This window comes from Candidatus Viridilinea mediisalina (assembly GCF_002532535.1).
Classification (GTDB): domain Bacteria; phylum Chloroflexota; class Chloroflexia; order Chloroflexales; family Chloroflexaceae; genus Viridilinea; species Viridilinea mediisalina.
Genome location: NZ_NQWI01000033.1, coordinates 25,675 through 45,178, shown reverse-complemented (window position 1 = coordinate 45,178; position 19,504 = coordinate 25,675). Strand labels below are relative to the sequence as shown.

Here is a 19,504-nt window from a genome sequence, read left to right as displayed (position 1 = left end):
GTCGTGGGAGTGCCGGCTTTAGCCGGCTTTCGGAAATCTACGGGCGGTCGTGGGAGTGCCGGCTTTAGCCGGCTTTCGGAAATCTACGGACGGTCGTGGGAGTGCCGATGAGGCTGTCTGAAAAGGGGGGTAGTGTCATACTATGCTCCGTGGCACGCGGTGGAGTGCCGGCTTTAGCCGGCTAAAGCCGGCACTCCACCGCGTAGCGACCGACTTTTCAGACAGCTTCTTATGAGGTGTGGCACCTGGGATGCTATAATGATCCTGATGTGGAATAACATGGTGCGAGGTGAGGGCAGGCCAATGAGCACGATCCCGATTGAGATTTCAACAGAGCAACTGCTACGAGCGGTCGAGCGGCTCCCGGCCAATGAACTCGACACCTTTGTCGCGCAGGTGGTCGCGCTCCGTACCCGCCGCACGGGCGGACAGATGGGCGTTGATGAAACGGCGCTCCTGATCACCATCAATGCAGCCCACCTTGATCCGGCCCAGCAGGCTCGTTTCGCTGCGCTCGTGGCGAAGCGTCAGGCGGAGATGATTACGTCAGCGGAGCTACAGGAGCTCATCGAGCTGACCGACATGATCGAGCAGCGCGACGTCGAGCGACTGGAGGCGCTCCAGGAGCTTGCCCGGCTGCGGCAGACGACGGTTGGCACCCTCATGGACTCGCTTGGCATCAGGACTCCAACATATGGCTGAAACGCCCCGCGTCAGTGCAGAGCTACGGACGCTGGTGGTCGAACGCGCCCGTCATCGCTGCGAATACTGCCTGAGCCCCGCGCGCTACGCGACCCAACGCCTTTCGGTCGAGCATGTGCTCCCTCGTGCGAAGGGTGGCCAGACTACGCTCGCGAACCTCGCGTTGGCATGCCAGGGCTGCAACAACCACAAGTACAATCACACCGAGGCAACTGACCCGGTGAGCGAGTTGATCGTCCCGCTGTACCACCCGCGCCACGACCGCTGGTGCGACCACTTCGCATGGAGCGCAGATTTGCTGGTCATGGTCGGCATCACCCCGACTGGTCGTGCGACGGTCGCCGCCCTGCTGCTCAACCGCGATGGCATCGTGAATCTACGCCGTCTGCTGCTTGGCGTCGGTGAACATCCCCCGACCGTCCCAGAGTTATAGCAACCGAGCGCGACGCGATCAGGTATGGTGGCTAACCCACCCCGCTGAGGCTAGCGGTCGCGCCGAGCCACGCGCTGGGCAACCTTCGCGCTGGTCAGTTCGCGTAGAGCGTCGCTCCCAACCCAGCGGGCCGTGCGCGCATCGGACGCCTGGAGGCGCTGGGCGACAGCGATGGCTGCCGCGTTCAGCTCGGCGCTGCGCTGGCCGATCTCGCGGATGGCCCAGTTCACCGCCTTCTTCACGAAGTTGCGCTCATCGTGCGCTTCCTGCTCGGCGCGGGCGAGGTAGCTCTGGAGCAGTTCGGCGGGGGCATCTTTGTCCTTACCAGCCACCTGCACCGTCAGCACAAAGCCTGCCCGCTTGACGAACTCCGCTTCTCGCTCACTCCAAACCAGTGCCTGGTTGCGGGCGAAGGGCGTGCGCACCCACAGGTTGGTGCAGCACTGGTCGCAGAGATCCCACGAGTCAAGGTCGGCCACCCACTGCTCCATCTGCGCGAGATCGACCCACTTCGGCTCCGCCACAATGCTGGCCAGGATGCGCGCCTCGTGGATGCCGGAGGCCCAGAGCGTCTCGGCCATGGCGTGGTTGCGCCCAGTCTCGCGGGCGATGGCGCGCAGGGTCTTCACCGGCACGCCGAGGACGCGGGAACCACGGATGCCAAAGCGGGCCATGCCAGCGGCGTCATCGGGGCTCGCCAGTGATTCCAGGCGGGCGATGATCAGTGCAGCATCAGGCGAAGCAGGGGCCATCATTGCTCCTGAACGTGGGCAGGCAGATCGCTGCCAGTATAGCTCCGAATCTCACGGTGTGCAAGCTACTAAGCCGCTTTCAGGTAGAGACTTTTTTGCTCCGCCGCGTTCTCACGCGATCCATTGAGACAAGGCAGCACCGCTTGGTGTGTAAGGAGTTTTTGACGCGCTCCAATGGATCAGGAGCAGCGCACATGACCTGGCAGGTGGGGCGCGTGCAGCCACCATGAGGACGTCAACGATCCCACCGCGCCGCACCTGCGAGGTCTCATGGGCCGTTGGCACCTTAGAAGCTGTCTGAAAAGGGCTTCAGTGTCGTTCCACACGATGTGGCACACGCTGGAGTGCCGGCTTTAGCCGGCTAAAGCCGGCACTCCAACGCCAGTTCATAGACTTTTCAGACAGCCTCTTAGACCTGCCAGGTGTGCGCCGTTGGGTTTTTGGGGATACGCATGGTGGCTGCACGGCGCACACCTAGCATGTCGTTGGTTCGCGTTGCATGAGAAAACTCTTGACACCGCATCCAAAGCTTCTCAAAAACTCTATACCTGAAAGCACCTGCCGCCCGCCCTGCTACCCGATGTCCTCGCCGCCGCTCAAGCCATCGAGTCTGACCGAGACCGCGCCAAGGTCCTAGTTGCGCTGGCCTCCCATCTGCCGCCCGCCCTGCTGCCCGATGTCCTCGCCGCCGCCCGCGCCATCGAGAGTGAGGATGCCCGCGCCTTTTCCCTGACCGCGCTAGCCCCTCACCTCCCGCCGGAGCAGCAACCCGAGGTCTACTGCCAGGCCCTCGCCGCTGTCCAGGCCATCCACCGTGAACGGTATGGATGGACCCGCGCCGAGGCGCTAGCCGCGCTCGCCCCCCGCCTCGCTGCTGTCCCGGCACTTGACGACGCCTTCTTCCCTGCGCTGCGCGTCCTCGCTCGGCGCGGTCGCCCAGCGCTGCTCGGTGATCTTAGAAGCTGTCTGAAAAGCCGGGGGGCACACGCTGGAGTGCCGGCTTTAGCCGGCTAAAGCCGGCACTCCAACGCCAAACCATAGACTTTTCAGACAGCCTCTTACAGCCCTAACACCGTGGATCATGGCGCTGCCGAACGCCACCGGCAGCCGGAGGTTCCGGCGGCGCTGGCGCAGGCGATTGTGGAGATGGGGAAGTGTTGGCCATAAATTCGCATCAACATAGACCTGACCTGATGCCGGGAGCCTCAGCGTTCCCATGCGTCACGTTCACGCTTCAGGTAGGCATCAACCTCTTCCGCCGTTTGAAACGCAAGATGTCCTGGGGCATCAGCAAGTACCGCCAGGATCGAGCGGCGCGGCACAGCAGGCGTCGAAGGCAATAAGACAATCACTTCGACCGGAACGCCGTCGGGAAGTTGGGCGTCAATCACCTCGATCTTTCCCCCCGGCTGAACCTCAGTGATCAACCGTAATGCCGCTTGCATAGACGTTCCTTTTTGCGGTTGTGAACCTATAGTAGATAAACCTTACGTAAAAACTCCGCTCCCAAGCCCTCCGACGCACCTTCATAATAGGCGTAGGCCTCGGCGATATCGGCTTCGGCCTCGGGGCGAATCAGAACCGTCATGGCTGAGCTCGGTGCAGCAGTGTGGCCTTGACCTCTGCCCAGGAGCGGCTATCGTCAGGGCGCGCCTGATAACGAGCCAGCCGACGGTCAAGCTCTGCCTTCTGGACGTCGGTCATCAGTACCGCATCGGGGGTCACCGCGATCGTATCCCAGAGATCCTCGACAAGCTGGATTCGCTCAGCGAGACTAAGCTGCGTGAGGTTCACAACCTTTGATTTCTCCCATTGGCGCACAAGCAGAACGAAACAGCGCTTGTATTGTAGCATGGCAACAACCGAACTACAGGTTATACCATTTACGATTGAATTGTCCGCATTATCGTCATGCTGAGTACCAAGTGGCCCGCGGGCCAGTGATGCCGCGGGAAACAGCGTGAGTGCGCCGCGCCCCCCCCGGTGGCTGAGCTTGTCGAAGCCAGCGGGGGGGGCGGCGCGGGGCTTCGACCCTTCGACAAGCTCAGGGCTCAGCCACCGCACCGCGTTTGTTTCTTAGGAGCGCAGCGCAGCATCTCTTTGCGTGACGACGAGAGCCCCTTCGCTGCGCTCAGGGTGACAATGCGATAGGCTCAATAGTAATTGGTATTACCCAGGCGGCAGCGATAGTACAAATACGCATTGCCTCACGTTATTGTTCGGGATGCTGTCCATGCGGATCAACATTGTTGGGCTTACGTATGGAGCGGTTCATCCAACACAAAACCCCTTCCCGCAGGAAGGGGCTTGTTGCCCATTACAATGCCTTGGTGCCGAAGGCGGGATTCGAACCCGCACGGGGTTGCCCCCAACGGTTTTTAAGACCGTAGCGTCTGCCATTCCGCCACTCCGGCTCACCTGGCTCTATTATAACCGCCTTTGCGTTTTTTGGTGACTGCGCATCGTGGGAGGGTTTTCGGGGAGGGCGAAGCCCTCCCCGAACCCCTCCCTTTTACGACTCTTTATAGTATCTCTTGGTGTGCCATAGCTCCCCCCACCGCCTCTTGCTCCAATTTGCAACCAAGTTCCAGCATTGCGCCAATCAGTTCGTCGCAATCGCTGAGGAGCGCGTCGGCTCTGAGCATGATGAGGGCTTCGCGTTCGCTGGTGTTCAGTGGCTTGCTCTGCGGTTGGTGCGCCCGCAGTGTGGCTGCATCCATGGCTAAACAGCCGACTGCGCCCAATTGGCTGCGGAGGTGCCGTAGGATGCGTAAGCCCCCTACGTCAAGGTCGCCCCAGTGCCAGTAGGGTAGCGTTGGGTGTTGGGCGCGGATTGCTCGGAGTAGGCCGATTACCGCTGGGCTGGCAAAGCCGCCGGTGTAGAGTACGAGCAGCTCCGGCGGACGCACGGCCAGCAGTTCGTTGAAGCTGGTCATGTTTTCGACGGTTACGATGGCGTGAGCTGCGCACGCTGCAACCCCGCTGCTCCGCAGGGTCGCTGCCGAGAGCGCCACGGCGGGGTGGAAGTGGCGTAGTTCTAGTTCGCAAGCGGGTTGGTGCTCGTCAGTCCCCGGCTGCGCGAGGCGTAATGGCCCGGCTAATGGTACGTATTCGGGTACCCGCTCGATGCCGTGGGCACGCAAGAGTGCGCCGTCGTCGCCTGTGAAGGCCGCTGCCTCTGGATCGTGGCGTCGCAAGATGCTTAAGCATGCCCCGCGTAGACTCTCAAGCCGTTTGCTGTCGCCGAAGAGACGGCTGCTCAAGGTGCGCTCTAGCACCGGCTCGCGCTGTTGGGCTAAGGCAGCCACGAGGCGTAGTAGGTCTCGGTTGTGGGCGCTGTCGCCCAGTAGCAGTGGGGCCGGTGAACGCCCGGTTTCGAGTTGATGCTGCGCCCACGCCAGAAAGGTTCCATGCCAACCAGCATGGGGCTGCTCAGCGTTCAGTAACGCTAAGAGTTCGTTGGTCTGGGCGCTGCGTGGCTGACGGGCCAGCAAGGTGTAGAGTTCATCGGCCCGTTCAAGTACGAGATCAACCGCATCGAGCCAGTTGCCCTCTTCCCATTTGCGCCAGTGCAAACGCAATACACCCGCCGCCGCCAAAGCCTGGAGTGCCCGATTGGTCTCTATGCGCGGCTCACTCTCTTCAGGTGAGAAGTAGGCACTGTGCTGGGCCTTGCTCAAGCGCACGCGTACCACCCGCTGACGCCCCCGCTGCTCTACGCGGTCGAGCAGGGTGTGGAGGATGGTTTGGGTTGCTGGGGCGAGGTGGACAGACATCATGTGTATTGCCGTAAAAGTAGGTGCTTGCTTTATTACAAATTTCTCTGTGCTCTCTGTGCCTCTGTGGTTCAATCCTCTGCATCTCTACCAAAAACTCTATCAACCTTCAACCTCCTGCAACCGTGCCGCGTAGTTGCGGTAGGGCTCCACCCAGACCCCGTCGCCCACTGCCGACAACACCATGCTTGTGCAGATCTTGGGTACCAGGTATTCGCAACGCTCCAGTGGGGTCGCGGTGACGATCTGGAGGCCAAATTGCTGGAAGAGGTCGAGCGTCGCGCCGATGCGGTCTTGGTCCATTTTGGAGAAGGCTTCGTCAAAGGCGACCAAACGGATCGTTGGGCGGTCGTTGCGCTCGCTGATGCGGTAGAGTTGTACAAAGGATGCCGCAATCGTTAGGTAGAAGGGCGTCTGGGTCTCGCCGCCTGAGGTCTGGCCCATGATGCGGCTCAGGCGCGAGATCTGGCCGTTGGCGTGGGTGATTTCGATGTCGTAGCTGAGGTAGCGCCGGTAGTCAATCAGCCGCTCCTGTTCGCGCCGCTCTGCATCCGATTGCGGTATGCGCGTTAGCCGTTCGTAGAATTCGTCGAAGGTGGCTTTGTGGCGCTGGTAGAAGTCGCTGGTGAAGAGTGAACCGCTGCCTAGCAGTTGCGAGTCTTCGATCAGTTGGTAGTATGCTTCTACTTCTTCTGATGCTTTGGAGCGAAAACGGTAGCAGTCGCCGTGAAAGGTGAGCCCTTCGAGTGCGTCGTTGATCCAGGCTAACTTTTGGCGCACTTGGAAAATCTGTTCGCGCAGGCGGTGCAGCACATGTTCGCGCAGTTCCTCCTCTGCTTCGTGCTGCGCTTGGGCGATGCGTTCGGTGTAGTGGGGCAGTTCGGTGGCTTGGAGCCGCTCAAGTTCGTTGCTGTAACGCGCTTCGTTGACGTCGGTGGGCAGTGCGGCAAATTGGAAGCGCGTGTTGAAGCTGCTGGCCATGCGGATCAGGTCGTTCAACTCGTTGCTGGCGCGGGTGGCGTAGCTGGTGGCGGTACTCTCGGCGTTGCGAATCTCGGTGGCGAGGTCGCCACGCACGAGCCGCTCACTCAAGCGGTTGTTGGCCCCCTCCACCGCCGCCGGGTGTTGCGCCATAAGCGTCTCAACCTCCGCGCTGCGTTCGTGCAGCTCAAGCTCGGTCTGGCTGATCTGCTCATCAAGGCGCGGAATCTGTTCGTTGAGTGTGGCCCGTTCGCTAATTGCCCGCTGTTCCGCTTGGCGCTGCGCTTCGGCTACCTCTTGCAGCCGGGCAACTTCGCGTTCGAGTGCTTCCACGCCGCTGGTGTCGAGGCTGGCTAGTTCGGCTTGAAGCTCGGCAATCTCTTGGCGCAAGGGGCGTTCGTCCAGTTGCCCTTCGAGGCGCTGGCGCAGCAGTGGGAGGCGGTGACCGCGATCAAGCTGCTGCATGCGCGTTTCTATTGCTTGAAGCTGCGGCAGTAGCGCCACCCTGTCGCCGCGCACGCTGTCCAGTTCGCGCTGGCGCACCTCGATCTGGGAGCGTTTGGCGCGCTCGCCGATAAACCAGGGCTGGTAGCGTTCCGGCGGGATGGCGCGGGCGGTCCATTCGCTGTAGACCAGCACTTCGGCGGTGACGGCGCGCCGGTGGCGGCGTAGTTCATTGGGTTTGGCGCAGGTGATCACGTCGCCTAGCACGGTGTCAATGTAGGCTTGCACGAGGGGCGCTTTGGCGCGAATCTGTTGCGCTAGTGAGTTGGGTTGCGCCCCACGCGCTTCGCTGTGTACTTTTCCGAGATCGATCAAACCAATGTCGTAGAGCCCCTCATTGGCGCGCGCACGATCCAGTTGCTCGAGTGCGGCGGCGAAGTGTCGCGGCGGCACAATGATGTTGAAGCGCCGCGCTCCGAGCATGGCTTCCACCGCGTTCTGCCAGCGTTCGTCAGGAATATCTAGGAGCTCGCAGAGCAGCGGAGGACGCTCGCCCACAATCGGGGTGAGCATGTCGCGCAGCCGTTCCAGCGCGGGCCGATAGGTTAGACGGCGATCCGAGCGCAGGCGCGCCAATTCCTGTTCCAAGACCTGCTCACGCTCTTCTAATTCACGTAGGCGTTGCTTGAGTTGGAAAGATCGCTCGCGCAAAGCGGGTAGCGCCGCGTCGAGGGCAGTCTGCACTGCCGCAAGTTGGTCGCCCAACGCCGCCTCGGGCGGGCGTTCGGCGCTGAGGTCGGCTATCGTTGCGAGCAGCGGGGCCACTTCGGGCAGATCGGCATCGTCGCGCAGCGGGGCGAGTTGCTGCGCCTCCTGGCGCAGATCACGCAGCAGTGTCGCGTAGATCGCCCGGATCTGCTCCGCCTCGCGGCTGCGTTGGGCAATTGTGGCCTGCAACTCGTCGCGGCGGCGCACCACATCCGATTGACGCAGGCGTACCTGAGCTTCGATCAGGGCTGCGTTGGCCCCCTGGAAGGCGGCGGTCGCCTCGGCACACTCGCGCTCCGCTTGGCTTAGGCGCTGCCCCAGTCCGCCCCGCTCCTGCTGCAAGGCCGCTTTGCGCTGTTGGGCCGCTTCGCGCCGCAAGAGCGCCGCCAGCACCATGTATTCGGCATGCAGCGCCTGGCGGTTGCGTACCTCCTGTTGCTGGCTCACAATCGTCTGCAACTCGTTGCTCTTTGTCTCCACTTCGCGCGCCGTCAGTTGCAGTTGGCTCAGCCGTTCTACGACCTTCTGTAGTGCATCTACATCGAGGGGCCGCGCATCGAGCAGCCACTGTTCCACAAAGGTGTTGATGTCGCGGATGGGCTGGAAGGTGAGTGCCCGCAAAAAAAGATCGAAGAAGCGTTCGTTTAAGCCCCCAAGACGGTTGAGTAGATCGGCCTGATATTCACCCACCTGATCGTAGGTGCGTGCGCCGCGCTGACCCTTCAACGCCTGACGCAGTTCGCGCCGTGTCAGTGGGCGGCCTTCAACTAGAAAGAGTGCCGGATCGAGCGCGGCGGGAATGATGAAGAAGGTGCGCTGGGTACTCTGCCCTTCGCCCGCCTCGATGCAGATGCCCAAGGTGACCTGTTGCGTCGCTGCGCTAAACTCGAGGGCGATGTAGGCAACCGTATTGCCCGGGCGCAGGAAGCGCGTCTCGCCAATCTTGCCGCGCACATAGCTGTCGAGCGTGCGCGCCGAGCGATCCTGGGCCGAACTGTTGTAGCGCACGCGGCTCTGATCGGCAATCAGCACCAATTGCATTGCATCGAGTACCGACGATTTGCCCGACCCGTTGTGGCCCGCGAGGTAGAGCCCGTCCTGCACTTCAAGCATGTGGTGGTTGAAGCGGTGCCAGTTGTGCAAAAAGATGCGCGTGAGGCTCAACACGCCGTTAGGCTTCATCCGAGGCGTCCCCTTCGTTTTCGCTGCGTGTGCGATCATACTGGCCGAGGCGTTCGCCAAGGGCGTTGATGCTCTGGGCGGGTACAATCATCTCTAGGGTGGGCAGCAGTTCAATCAACTGCTCCGACTGCCCGGCGCGAATGGTGCCGCCACCAGCGGCCCGCACCAGCTTGAGCGTCTGAAAACTGCGGAGCGCATCGGTCAGGCTCGAACGCTTGCGTACCTGTTGGCCCGGAAAGAACTCGGCATAGCGCCGCGCCACCTCAGCCACCTCCACCACCGGATAGCGCGTCAGGCTCACCTCTAGCCGCTCACGCTTCTCAGCATAGAGCAGGCGCAACAACAAAAGCCAGATAGTCTGCTCACGGTTGAAACGTCGCCGATGGGCCCCCTCCCGATGCACCACATGGAACGCGCCGATCCGCTCCTCGTGGCGCAACTCCCAACCCGCGACAGCCAGATAGTCAGCCACCAGCTCGCGGCGACGCACGAGGAAGCTGTAGATCGGACGATCCTGCTCCTCCTCGCGCCAGATGATCCCATCGGCCAACAAGCGGCGTGTCGCCTGGGCAAACTGGCTCTGCTCAGAGGAGGGCAGTTGGCTGTAGTCAAGGGCAAATTGGTGCAGACTCATGGGTAGTGACGAGTGGCGAGTGACAAGTGGCGAGTGGCTTTGCTTGTCACTCGTCACTTGTCACTCATCACTCACAAACGTCTAATCACAAAATCGCGGAAACCAATCCCATCGCGCTCGATCCAGGTGCCCTCGGGCGTGTCTTCGCTGCGGTAGCCCAGCGAGCCATCGCCGTACTGCCGCAGATAGATGAGCATTGCAAGGTTATCGGGGTGGTCGAGGGGTTGGGTGCCGACGTGTACCATGTCGGCTTCGCCGAGCAATTGGGCGGCGTAGTGGCGAATGCGTTCGCGGCTGACGCTGCGGCGCAACTGTTGCAGCGTCTGCGCTTGAGCCGCCGCAACATCTTCGGCGGAGAGTTGGGGCAGCGTGCGCGTTTCGGCTACAAAGGGCACCGCAGCGCGGGTCGGCGCAGCCAGCGATTCGGCCTCGAGCAGCGCGAGGCTAAAGAGTTCCACATGCTCAGTGACTGCCGCTTCCAACGCGCCATCGTCCGCCGTAAGCAGATGGCCCAAGAGGGCGTGGAGTTGACCACTGGTGGTGCTGCTGGCGGTGAGTTGCAGTTCAATCGTGCGTACCGCCGAGTCAACAAACTGGCTATGGCGCAGATCAATCGCTTGCAGCAGCCGATCAAGCAACTCAAACTGGCTACGGATCTCGCGGATCTGCTCCAAGAGCCGACTCGCCGCCGCCTCAACCGTCGGCGCAAAGCCGCTCGCCCGCAGACTCTGCGCGATCTGCACGACCTGTTGCTCATTCGAGAGCAGCGCCAGCGCCTCAATCACGCCGGGGCGAAAACGGGAGACATGGTCGGTGGTACGCAACTGGTGGTACGCCTTATCCATGATCTCGCCGCGATAGTGCAGAAAGATCTGCGCCAGCACATCACGCGCCTGAAGTTGCCGTAACACCTGTTCAATATGGACACCAATATTGTGCTGCAACTCCTTGAGGCCACTCATCAGGCTGGTGGTCTGGCGGTAGGCTTCTGGCAGCGAAATATGGGCATTGCCTTCGCGCACCGAGGTTTGCAAGAGACTATAGATCGAAAAGATTAACCCCTGGATCGGCAGCGGCTCATCGGTAGCGATCTCATGCAGCACATTGAGCAGACGAAAGGCATAATCGGGCAGGGTAAAGGTCTGGGTAAAATCGCTCTGTGTCTCAATCCGCAGCCAGCCGCAGCGCGTCAGATAGCGCACCACCGCAGCGGCACGGCGACTCAGCGGATCATCATCATCGGGTGTGGCAGGTTCATCCTCCGCATCATGGGTGGCGGCCAGGCCATCCTCAGCCGCCACCAGCAGTTCGCGCACCAGGCTCAAGGCCAACTCACGCGAAAGCGGCTGCTGGTGGCGGCGCGTCTCACCAAAGATCGTCAGCAGCACCTCAGCATAGAGCGCCGCCCCGGGCGAAGCGAGGGGGCTAAAGAGTTGCGGCGGCAGCATGCTGAAGAGGGTCATAGCGAAAACTCTCTACTCCAATAACTCGCCGACACACCAGCCCTCCACGCCCGCCGCCCGCACATACCACCAATCAAAGCCCTCCGCCTCGTTCGGCCCCCCAATGATCTCCACCGCCGTACCGGGAGCCAGGCCAGCCTGAATGGCGCTATCCGGCGCGGTGCTTGGCCGATCACGCAGGTTCACCCCTGGCGAAGTTGTTCGCACATAGACCACCTGGCCCACCACGAACCGTGCGGCTGCATCGTTGGGCTCAGGGCTTGCTGCTGCCTCTGGCTCATCCGCAGATGCCGGGGCTGGTTGCTGTTCTGCAGCGTCCACCGGCGGCGCGGGGGCTTGCTCCCGTTCCACATCGTTCACTGGTGGCACCGGCAGATCGGCTGGATCAGAGATACTGCGCTCAACCTCAGCGGTTGGCACCATCGGCAAAGGGCGCATCTGCTGCAACGCCATCGTCATCACCGCGCCAATCAGCAGCAGACTAACCACCACAATGGCGGGCAGCAACCAACTCTGCGAACGCTCCCAGAAATCCGCAAAGCTCGCAATGCGCTCAAGCTCACCATCCTCGCCGCGCCGCCCGCGCCGCTGCTTCCGCAGGAGCTCCTGCGCCAACGGAAGATCGCGCGTCGCCGCGCTAGGCATACTCCCCCGCGTAACATAGCGCGCCGCTTGGTCATCCGGGTAGACCGTGCGCTCCCGTCGCGGCCCAGTCTCGCGCCGTTGGCGTCCAGTACTGCGCCGCTCGCGGCCCTCGTCTGGTTCACCTCGCCGCATGCGCATGGTCGTTGCCGTTGCTGGATCATCTGGCTCCTGGCCTAACAGCGCCTCATCCACCGCCGCATCAGGTGCCACCACCATCACCCCATAGCGCGGCAGCAACCGCGCCACCAACTGATGGTACGCTGCAATAGTCGTCTCCGCCACCGCAATGCGCTCACCGTGGGCCACATGGGCCCGCAGGCGGTGCATCCGCTGAATCCCATCCGCCTCCACCATACTCAACGGCATTTGGGGAGCGGTCACGAGAGCGGCAAGCAACTGCGGAAAGGGGGCCAAGGCGGCCTCCAAACCCAAACGCATCCCATGCGAACGCAGCGCATCCTCAAGACTCCCATGCAGACTCAGCAGCGCCAACTCCGGGGGCCCATAGCGCACCCGCGCCAACGCTAAGGTATACTTGCGACGTGCCGACTCCAACAACTCCAGTTGGCCCGGCCTTTGATCTTCGTGTGACTGCGTCATAGGGGTCTCGATAATATTTGAGGAACGGAGGGGGGGGGGGGGAAGAACAGGGGAACAGGGGAACGGAAGAACAGAGAGCAGAGAACAGGGGAACAGGGGAACAGAGAACAGGGGAACAGCCAGGGTGATAGGATTGCCTTAGAAACTGTCTGAAAAGCTAGTAGGCACGCGTTGGAGTGCCGGCTTTAGCCGGCTAAAGCCGGCACTCCAACGCCAGTTCATAGACTTTTCAGACAGCCTCTTAAAACTCTACCCCTCTGTGTCCTCGGTGCCTCTGTGGTGAAAAAACTCTGTCTCTCTCTATCGCAGGAACCGACTAAGAATCGGGTTCTTCTTCGTCTGCAACTGATCCATAACACTCAATAGCACAAACGCCATCACCGCAATCGTCAATGCGAACCAAAATTCGACCCCGGCAAAATTGGGCAGAATATTGCTCTCGCGCATCGGCACCTCTTCGCCGTGGCGGTTGGTCATCCACTCAGTCACCTCTTTCCACGGCCAGATCTTCCGCAACGAGCCAGCCATAAAGCCAACCAACAAGGCCACCGTTGCATCATGGTAGTGCTTCAACAACCAACTGAGAATGCGCGCAAAACCAAGGAGGCCCACAATTGCGCCAAAAATGACCGGCATGATCGCAATGAGATTAAACTCTGCAACGGCGTTGAGTACATAGGCATACTGGCCTAAAATGAGCAGAATGAACGATCCTGAAATACCCGGCAGAATCATGGCGGTAATCGCCACCATGCTACTCAAAAAGATAGTCAAAGGATCATTAGGCATATCCATCGGCACCAACCCAATGATCAAATAGGCCACAACCGTACCCACTAACAACGTTATTGCCGATTGCAGATTCCAGCGAACTGTCGCCCCTACCGCAATAATCGAGGCAAGAATCAGCCCAAAGAAGAACGAAAAAAGGTAGACGGTCTGATATTCAAGTAAATAGCGCATCAAACGCGCCATTGAAAAGATCGCAACCGCCAACCCTAAGCACAACGGAATCAAAAAGCGGATTGGCACCGCATCCAACGCCTCTTGCCAGCGCCCCTTGAAGAGCAACTGGATCAACTTCACATTGAACGACTTGATCGCATTCAATAATTGTTCGTAAACCCCCAGGATAAAGGCCATCGTCCCACCCGACACCCCGGGGATAAGGTCGGCAGCTCCCATGGCAAAGCCAGTCAAGAAGATGCGGATTGCCGAAAAGGGTCGCTGCGAACCATTTTCCGTCTGTTGCATGTAGCTTGCTCCGTATATGGGCACACAAAAACCACGTCCAAGTCTGGACGCTCATCAGAGTATACGGGAGTCGCGCCCCCACGTCAATTGGCAGGGGATGAACCTAGTTCACATGAAGGTCGTTGGGGCTATGCCCCAAACCCTTTTTTTGTTGCTGTTTGGCGGCGAAGCCGCCAAACAGCAACAAAAAAGCATGTTGCGGGGAGGCAAAGCCGTCCCCAACCCCCCACATCCAAATATGCTACAATGAAAGCTCCTATGCAACCTATGCCCCAAAAACCCGAAGTCATGAGCCCCGCTGGCCATTGGCCCCAATTGCACGCCGCAATTGAGGCGGGGGCCGATGCGGTCTATTTTGGCCTGAATCAGTTCAGTGCCCGGGCGAAGGTTGGCTTTACCCTTGCAGAATTGCCCGAGGTGATGGCAACGCTCCATCGTCGTGGCGTGAAGGGCTATCTGACCTTCAATACGCTCATGTTCGATACTGAACTGGAAGCAGCCGCCCGATGCGCCGCTGCGAGTGCTGCCGCTGGCGTTGATGCCTTTATTGTCCAGGATTTGGGCATCGCACGCCTCTTGCGTAGCATCGCGCCCCATACCGAAGTGCATGGCTCAACCCAGATGTCCATCACCTCTGCCGAGGGGGTCGCCTTCGCTGCCCAGTACGGGATCAGCCGCGTTGTCCTTGCCCGCGAGTTGGCCCTCGCTGAGATCGCTGCGATTAGCCAAACGAGCCCCATCCAGCTTGAGATCTTTGCCCACGGGGCCCTCTGTGTGAGCTACTCTGGCCAATGTTTCTCTTCTGAGGCTTGGGGTGGACGCAGTGCCAATCGCGGCCAGTGCGCCCAAGCGTGTCGCCTGCCCTACGAGTTGCTTGTGGCGGGCCACATGCAGCCCCTCGCCGATGCACGCTACCTGCTCTCGCCTGGCGACCTCTATGCGCTGCCACTCATGCCCCAAATTGTCCAATTGGGCGTTGCTGCGCTCAAGATCGAGGGGCGCTACAAGGATGCCGCCTATGTTGCCCTCACTACCGCCGCCTATCGCAAGGCGGTAGATGAGGCATGGGCCGGGCTGCCACTTAGCATCACTCCCAGCGAAGAACTGCAACTCGAACAGGTCTATTCGCGTGGCCTCGGCAGTTTCTTCCTCAGTGGCACCGACCACCAAGCTGTTGTGCGTGGCCGCGCCCCGCGCCACCGTGGCATCCTCGTGGGGCGCGTCGTGCGCGTGCTTACCAGTAGCATCCTCGTTGCGCCCGAACCAAAGAGCGCCGCTGCGCCCCTCAAGCCCGGCGATGGCCTCGTCTTCGATGCTGCCGACTGGCGTAGCCCCGAAGAACCCGAAGAGGGCGGACGGGTCTACCATGTGCATCCCGCCCGCGCTGGCCTGCTCGAACTAGAGTTTGGCTATGACGATCTCGATCTGCGTCGTATTCGCCCCGGCGATCTGCTCTGGCGTACCCACGATCCTGAACTTGAACGCGCTGTGCGCCCCCTGCTTCAGCCCGCCGCGCCGCTCCAGCGCCAAGCTGTGCATGTCCACGTCCGCGCCCACGTCGGTGCGCCCCTCGAACTCACCTGGCGCCTTGTCGCCAACCCAGAGCTTCAGGTGACGGTGCGCTCGCCCAAGCCCCTCGATTCGGCCCAAAACCGCAGCCTCGATCAAGCCTTCCTTGAGGCCCAACTGGGCCGTTTGGGCAACACCCCCTACAAGCTCACCGCCCTTGACCTCGATCTTCAGGGTGAACCATTTGTCGCCAGTTCATGGTTGAACACGTTACGGCGCGAAGCTACCGACGCCCTCGCCCAGCTTCAGGCCAACGCCAAGCCCCCCGCCGGGGGCGACCCCATGGCAGCCTTGCGGGCCGCGCTGGGGCCACCACCCAGCCCACAGCCGCACCGCGTGCCATCCGAATTGCACCTGCTCATCCGTACCCCCGCCCAACTCAACGCCGCCCTAGAGCTACGTCCAGCCAGTATCACCCTCGACTACCTCGATCTCTACGGCCTGCGTCCAGCCGTCGAGCGGGTGCAAGCCGCCGGCCTCAACGTGCGCGTCGCCAGCCCCCGCATTCTCAAGCCCAACGAAGAGCGCATTGTCAACTTCTTGCGTACACTCGCCTGCCCCCTGCTCGTCCGCTCCAGCGGGCTGCTGCACAGCCTCGGCCCCAACTACCCCCACGCGCTCTATGGCGACTTCAGCCTCAACGCTGCCAACGCCCTCAGCGCCCGCACCCTGCTTGAACACGGCCTGGTGCGCCTCACCCCCACCCACGATCTCAACGCCGCCCAGATCACCCATCTGGCCCAAGCGCTTGACGCCCAAGCGCTCGAAGTGATCGCCTACCAACACCTCCCCGTCTTCCACAGCGAACACTGCATCTTCTGCCGCTTCCTCTCTAGCGGCAGCAGCTACCGCGACTGCGGGCGGCCCTGCGAAGGCGAACCCATCGCCCTCCGCGATCCCCACGGACGGGCCCATCCGGTCAGCGCCGACATCGGCTGCCGCAACACCATCTTCGGGGCCGAAGCCCAACACGCCAGCCGCCACCTCAGCACCTGGCGCAACGCGGGCATCAGCGCCTATCGCCTCGAATTTGTCCACGAAGACACCACCCAAGTCAACGCCATCACCACCGCCTTCAGGGCCGCCCTCAACGATCAGATCAGCCCCAGCGAACTCAGCCGCCAACTCAAGCAACACGCCCCCGCCGGCATTACCGAGGGCAGCTTGGTGGTGGTCGGCAGATAGAAATACCACCCGGGTAGAGCAGAGCCGCCCCAACGGGGCGGCTCTCCGAGCCTAGTCGCCCCAACGGGGCGGCTCTACGAGCCATAACTACGTAGAAATTGCGCCAATAGCCGCACCCCTACCCCCGTGGCCCCCACTGACTGGTAGGCTTTGGTTGGCTTCTCGTTGAAGGCGGTGCCCGCAATGTCCAAATGGACAAAGGGGTAGTCTCCGACAAAGTGGGCGAGGAAGGCCGCAGCGGTGATTGAGCCGCCTTGACGCCCGCCGGTGTTCTTGATGTCGGCAATCTCGCTCTTGATCATCTCGCGGTATTCGTCCCAGAGTGGCAGTTGCCAAACCCGTTCGCCGCTCACTTCGCCCGCCTGTTTGATCTGATCGGCTAGGGCTTGGTCGGTGGCCATCATGCCGGTGGCGTGGGGGCCAAGGGCCACCACAATCGCTCCGGTGAGCGTCGAGAGTTCGACAATCGCGGCGGGGTTGTAACGCTGCGCGTAGAAGAGCGCGTCGGCCAGCACAATCCGCCCTTCGGCGTCGGTATTGAGCACCTCAATCGTCTTGCCGCTCAAGGTCGTAAGCACGTCATCGGGGCGATAGGCGGTAGCACTGGGCATATTCTCGGCAGTGGGGATGAGGCCAACCACATGCAACGGCAACTCCAATTCGCTCAAGACCTGCATCGCGCCCAGGACGGCGGCACTGCCGCCCATGTCCATCTTCATGGTTGTCATTGAGTCGGCGGGCTTGAGCGAGAGCCCCCCGCTGTCGAAGGTGAGCCCTTTGCCCACGAGGCAGAGGGTGGGTTTGTCTTCCGCAGGGGTGCCGTGTTCGATCACGATAAAGTAGGGCTCATTGGCCGACCCCTGGCCCACAGCGAGCAGCCCACCAAAGCCCTGTTCAACCAGTTGAGGCTTGTCGAAGACGGTCACCTTGAGTTGGGTACGCTGGCCCAGGGCGACCGCTGTCGCCGCGAGGGCCGATGGCGGCAGCGCGCCTCCAGGTGTATTGACCAGATCGCGGGCGAGGCAGACGCCACGGGCCACCACTTGGCCAACCGCGACCCCCGCGGTGACGGCTTCGGGCTCGCTTTCGGCCACAATGACGGCATGTTCAACCACAAACTGCTGGTCGGGCGTGAGCCCGGTGCGGTAGCGGTGGTAGCGATAGGCGCCCAATTCCAGCCCTTCGGCCAAGACTTGGCCCAAGCTATGGGCGGGCAACGGCGCAGCGCCATGCAGGCCCAAGCTAAAATTGGTCACCTGCAGCATCTGGGCTTGGCGCACGGCTGTTGCCGCAGCTTGGCGCAAGGCTTCGGCATCGAGCGCTTCGGGCTTGCCCAAGCCAAGCAGCAGCAACCGCTTCGTGGCTAACGCCCCACGCGGATAGAGCAACTGCTGCTGCTTGGCTTTGCCCGTAAAATCAGCAGGCTCCAAGAGCGCGGCAACCTCCGCAGGCAACGTTGCGCCTTCGGGCAGCAAGAGTACTGCGAGATCACTGGGGGTTTGGAGCAGCGTGCTGGTGGCGATGGTGATATTCATGGAGATTCCTTCATTGCAAAGCGATGGTTTCAGGGTACGTTATAGTTTGGAGGCATTCAGCGCATCCTGATGGCGTAAACCTATTTGCTATTTTCTCGTTGCTGTATCCTTCCCAAAGGCTGTATCCTTCCCAAAGAATGTCAACGCCCGTTGGCGCTGCACCCGATGATCCACCATTGGCAGTGGATAGTCGCGCCCGATCTGGACATCGGCGCGTACTTGTTCGGCGGGGGGCAGCAGGTGGGGCGTATGGATGAAGCGGGTAGGCACCCGGGCCAATGCGGGCAGGTAGCGCCGCACGTAGGTGCCTTCGGGGTCAAACTTTTGGCCTTGGGTGGTTGGATTAAAAATGCGGAAGTAGGGTTGAGCATCGGTGCCAGTGCCTGCGGCCCATTGCCAGCCGCCATTGTTGTTGGCCGGATCGCCATCAAGCAGCAGGTGCATAAAATGGCGTTCGCCCCAGCGCCAATCAAGCAGCAGATCTTTGCTCAGGAATGAGGCGACAATCATGCGCGCCCGATTGTGCATCCAGCCCTCCTGCTGCAGTTGGTTCATGGCCGCATCAACCACTGGATAGCCGGTACGTCCGCTCTGCCACGCTGCAAACTGTTCCACATTCTGCTCCCATGGTAGCAGATCATAGCTCTGACGAAAAGCGCCACGTAGCACATAGGGGAAGTGGTAGAGTATCTGGGTGTAGAACTCGCGCCAGATCAGCTCGTTGACCCAACGGGTTATTGCTGTTTCCAAAGCTGGCGTTGCTGCGCCCTCAAGTTGGGCTAGGGCACTCTGCAAGGCCATACGCACACTCAACGTCCCCAGACGCAGATCGGGCGAAAGGCGTGAAGTCCCCGGCAGAGCTAGGCTATCGCGTTGGGTTGCATAGTTGGCTAGGCCCGTCGTCACAAAGTGGTGCAGGCGCGTCATAGCGGCCTGCGTGCCTGCTGGTGGCAGAGGCACATGATTGGCGGGCAACCCAAGTTCAGCCAGAGTGGGAAGGGGCTGTGTGGCGGGCCACTGGGCCAGGGCTGCCAACGTTGGGCTAGGCTTGCATTGCGGCAATGGCTGCGCGGCCAACCGTTCACGCCAGCGGCGTGCATAGGGCGTAAAGACCGTGTAGGGCTCTGCGGAGGGCTTAAGTACCTCATCACGCTCAAAGATCACCACATCCTTAAAGCTCAAGACCTCCAACCCCAGCGCTGTTAGTTCTTGCGTAGCCACGCGGTCGCGCTCGCGGGCATAGGGCGTATCATCGCGGTTCCAATAGACCGCCTGCGCTCCGCTGCTACGGGCCAGTTCAACCAAGGTTGCCACTGGCGGCCCGTGGCGCACAATCAGGCGCGAACCTTGCGCCTCAAGTTCAGCGGCGAGGGCGTGCAGGTTGGCTATCAACCAAGCGGTACGCGGCGGACTAGCGCAGCGCCCACGCAACAGGGTAGGATCAAAAATAAACAGGGGCAGCACTGCCCCCCCAGATGCTTGGGCCGCAGCACTCAGGGCGCTATTGTCGGCCAAACGCAGATCGCGCCGGAACCAGTGAATAATCGGGGCCATGGTGAAACTCCTGAACCATGCCGCTGG

At 61.3% G+C, this 19,504-nt stretch carries 14 protein-coding genes and 1 tRNA gene; 3 read left to right on the top strand and 12 right to left on the bottom strand.

The window, feature by feature from the left end; translation table 11 throughout:
* Window positions 1-303 precede the first annotated feature (303 nt).
* The gene (locus CJ255_RS09500; protein WP_124681886.1) at window positions 304-702 is read left to right on the top strand and encodes an STAS/SEC14 domain-containing protein; all 399 of its coding nucleotides are present in this window, start codon (window positions 304-306) and stop codon (window positions 700-702) included.
* Window positions 695-1,135 carry an HNH endonuclease gene (locus CJ255_RS09495; protein ID WP_097643863.1) on the top strand — a complete coding sequence of 147 codons (441 nt, stop codon included), beginning with the start codon at window positions 695-697 and terminating at the stop codon, window positions 1,133-1,135. Before CJ255_RS09500 ends, CJ255_RS09495 begins: the two co-directional genes overlap by 8 nt.
* A gap of 50 nt (window positions 1,136-1,185) precedes the next feature.
* Here CJ255_RS09495 and CJ255_RS09490 read toward each other — a convergent pair whose 3' ends face one another.
* The 10 genes from CJ255_RS09490 to CJ255_RS09445 form a co-directional block, all read right to left on the bottom strand.
* A complete protein-coding gene (locus CJ255_RS09490; protein ID WP_097643862.1) occupies window positions 1,186-1,890 on the bottom strand; it encodes a DNA alkylation repair protein in 705 nt (234 codons plus the stop codon).
* 1,202 nt (window positions 1,891-3,092) lie between these two features.
* Window positions 3,093-3,332: a helix-turn-helix domain-containing protein gene (locus CJ255_RS09485; RefSeq protein ID WP_097643861.1), complete on the bottom strand. Its 240-nt coding sequence runs from the start codon at window positions 3,330-3,332 to the stop codon at window positions 3,093-3,095.
* 139 nt (window positions 3,333-3,471) lie between these two features.
* Window positions 3,472-3,741: an addiction module protein gene (locus CJ255_RS09480; RefSeq protein ID WP_097643868.1), complete on the bottom strand. Its 270-nt coding sequence runs from the start codon at window positions 3,739-3,741 to the stop codon at window positions 3,472-3,474.
* Window positions 3,742-4,215: 474 nt separating this feature from the next.
* Window positions 4,216-4,301, bottom strand: a tRNA-Leu gene (locus CJ255_RS09475).
* Window positions 4,302-4,409: 108 nt separating this feature from the next.
* Window positions 4,410-5,666 (bottom strand): Wadjet anti-phage system protein JetD domain-containing protein, encoded by a 1,257-nt coding sequence (locus CJ255_RS09470; RefSeq protein ID WP_097643860.1) that lies wholly within the window; start codon window positions 5,664-5,666, stop codon window positions 4,410-4,412.
* 99 nt (window positions 5,667-5,765) lie between these two features.
* Window positions 5,766-9,038 (bottom strand): ATP-binding protein, encoded by a 3,273-nt coding sequence (locus tag CJ255_RS09465; protein ID WP_165774642.1) that lies wholly within the window; start codon window positions 9,036-9,038, stop codon window positions 5,766-5,768.
* Window positions 9,028-9,729, bottom strand: a complete 702-nt coding sequence (locus CJ255_RS09460; RefSeq protein ID WP_124681885.1) for a DUF4194 domain-containing protein — start codon at window positions 9,727-9,729, stop codon at window positions 9,028-9,030. The genes CJ255_RS09465 and CJ255_RS09460 overlap by 11 nt, the downstream gene beginning before the upstream one ends.
* Before the next feature lie 14 nt (window positions 9,730-9,743).
* Window positions 9,744-11,135 carry a Wadjet anti-phage system protein JetA family protein gene (locus CJ255_RS09455; RefSeq protein ID WP_097643857.1) on the bottom strand — a complete coding sequence of 464 codons (1,392 nt, stop codon included), beginning with the start codon at window positions 11,133-11,135 and terminating at the stop codon, window positions 9,744-9,746.
* A 12-nt stretch (window positions 11,136-11,147) separates the two neighbouring features.
* Window positions 11,148-12,380 carry an SH3 domain-containing protein gene (locus CJ255_RS09450; RefSeq protein WP_097643856.1) on the bottom strand — a complete coding sequence of 411 codons (1,233 nt, stop codon included), beginning with the start codon at window positions 12,378-12,380 and terminating at the stop codon, window positions 11,148-11,150.
* 300 nt (window positions 12,381-12,680) lie between these two features.
* Window positions 12,681-13,634, bottom strand: coding sequence for a DUF368 domain-containing protein (locus CJ255_RS09445; RefSeq protein ID WP_097643855.1), 954 nt, complete (start codon window positions 13,632-13,634; stop codon window positions 12,681-12,683).
* Window positions 13,635-13,892: 258 nt separating this feature from the next.
* Between CJ255_RS09445 and CJ255_RS09440 the strand changes: the two genes are divergently transcribed.
* A complete protein-coding gene (locus CJ255_RS09440) occupies window positions 13,893-16,388 on the top strand; it encodes a U32 family peptidase (RefSeq protein ID WP_245863296.1) in 2,496 nt (831 codons plus the stop codon).
* 74 nt (window positions 16,389-16,462) lie between these two features.
* Here CJ255_RS09440 and CJ255_RS09435 read toward each other — a convergent pair whose 3' ends face one another.
* Together CJ255_RS09435 and CJ255_RS09430 are read right to left on the bottom strand one after the other, a co-directional pair.
* On the bottom strand, window positions 16,463-17,923 hold the full coding sequence (locus CJ255_RS09435) for a leucyl aminopeptidase (protein ID WP_097643854.1): 1,461 nt from the start codon (window positions 17,921-17,923) through the stop codon (window positions 16,463-16,465).
* Between the two features lie 87 nt (window positions 17,924-18,010).
* Window positions 18,011-19,477: a cryptochrome/photolyase family protein gene (locus CJ255_RS09430; protein ID WP_097643853.1), complete on the bottom strand. Its 1,467-nt coding sequence runs from the start codon at window positions 19,475-19,477 to the stop codon at window positions 18,011-18,013.
* Window positions 19,478-19,504: the final 27 nt, after the last annotated feature.

Bases quoted from the DNA above. Each gene is read 5' to 3' on its own strand.
- CJ255_RS09500 (WP_124681886.1), top strand. From the start codon at position 304: ATGAGCACGATCCCGATTGAGATTTCAACAGAGCAACTGCTACGAGCG.
- CJ255_RS09435 (WP_097643854.1), bottom strand. From the start codon at position 17,923: ATGAATATCACCATCGCCACCAGCACGCTGCTCCAAACCCCCAGTGAT.
- CJ255_RS09480 (WP_097643868.1), bottom strand. From the start codon at position 3,741: ATGCTACAATACAAGCGCTGTTTCGTTCTGCTTGTGCGCCAATGGGAG.
- CJ255_RS09465 (WP_165774642.1), bottom strand. From the start codon at position 9,038: ATGAAGCCTAACGGCGTGTTGAGCCTCACGCGCATCTTTTTGCACAAC.
- CJ255_RS09490 (WP_097643862.1), bottom strand. From the start codon at position 1,890: ATGATGGCCCCTGCTTCGCCTGATGCTGCACTGATCATCGCCCGCCTG.
- CJ255_RS09455 (WP_097643857.1), bottom strand. From the start codon at position 11,135: ATGACCCTCTTCAGCATGCTGCCGCCGCAACTCTTTAGCCCCCTCGCT.
- CJ255_RS09445 (WP_097643855.1), bottom strand. From the start codon at position 13,634: ATGCAACAGACGGAAAATGGTTCGCAGCGACCCTTTTCGGCAATCCGC.
- CJ255_RS09470 (WP_097643860.1), bottom strand. From the start codon at position 5,666: ATGATGTCTGTCCACCTCGCCCCAGCAACCCAAACCATCCTCCACACC.
- CJ255_RS09430 (WP_097643853.1), bottom strand. From the start codon at position 19,477: ATGGCCCCGATTATTCACTGGTTCCGGCGCGATCTGCGTTTGGCCGAC.
- CJ255_RS09450 (WP_097643856.1), bottom strand. From the start codon at position 12,380: ATGACGCAGTCACACGAAGATCAAAGGCCGGGCCAACTGGAGTTGTTG.
- CJ255_RS09495 (WP_097643863.1), top strand. From the start codon at position 695: ATGGCTGAAACGCCCCGCGTCAGTGCAGAGCTACGGACGCTGGTGGTC.
- CJ255_RS09485 (WP_097643861.1), bottom strand. From the start codon at position 3,332: ATGCAAGCGGCATTACGGTTGATCACTGAGGTTCAGCCGGGGGGAAAG.
- CJ255_RS09440 (WP_245863296.1), top strand. From the start codon at position 13,893: ATGCAACCTATGCCCCAAAAACCCGAAGTCATGAGCCCCGCTGGCCAT.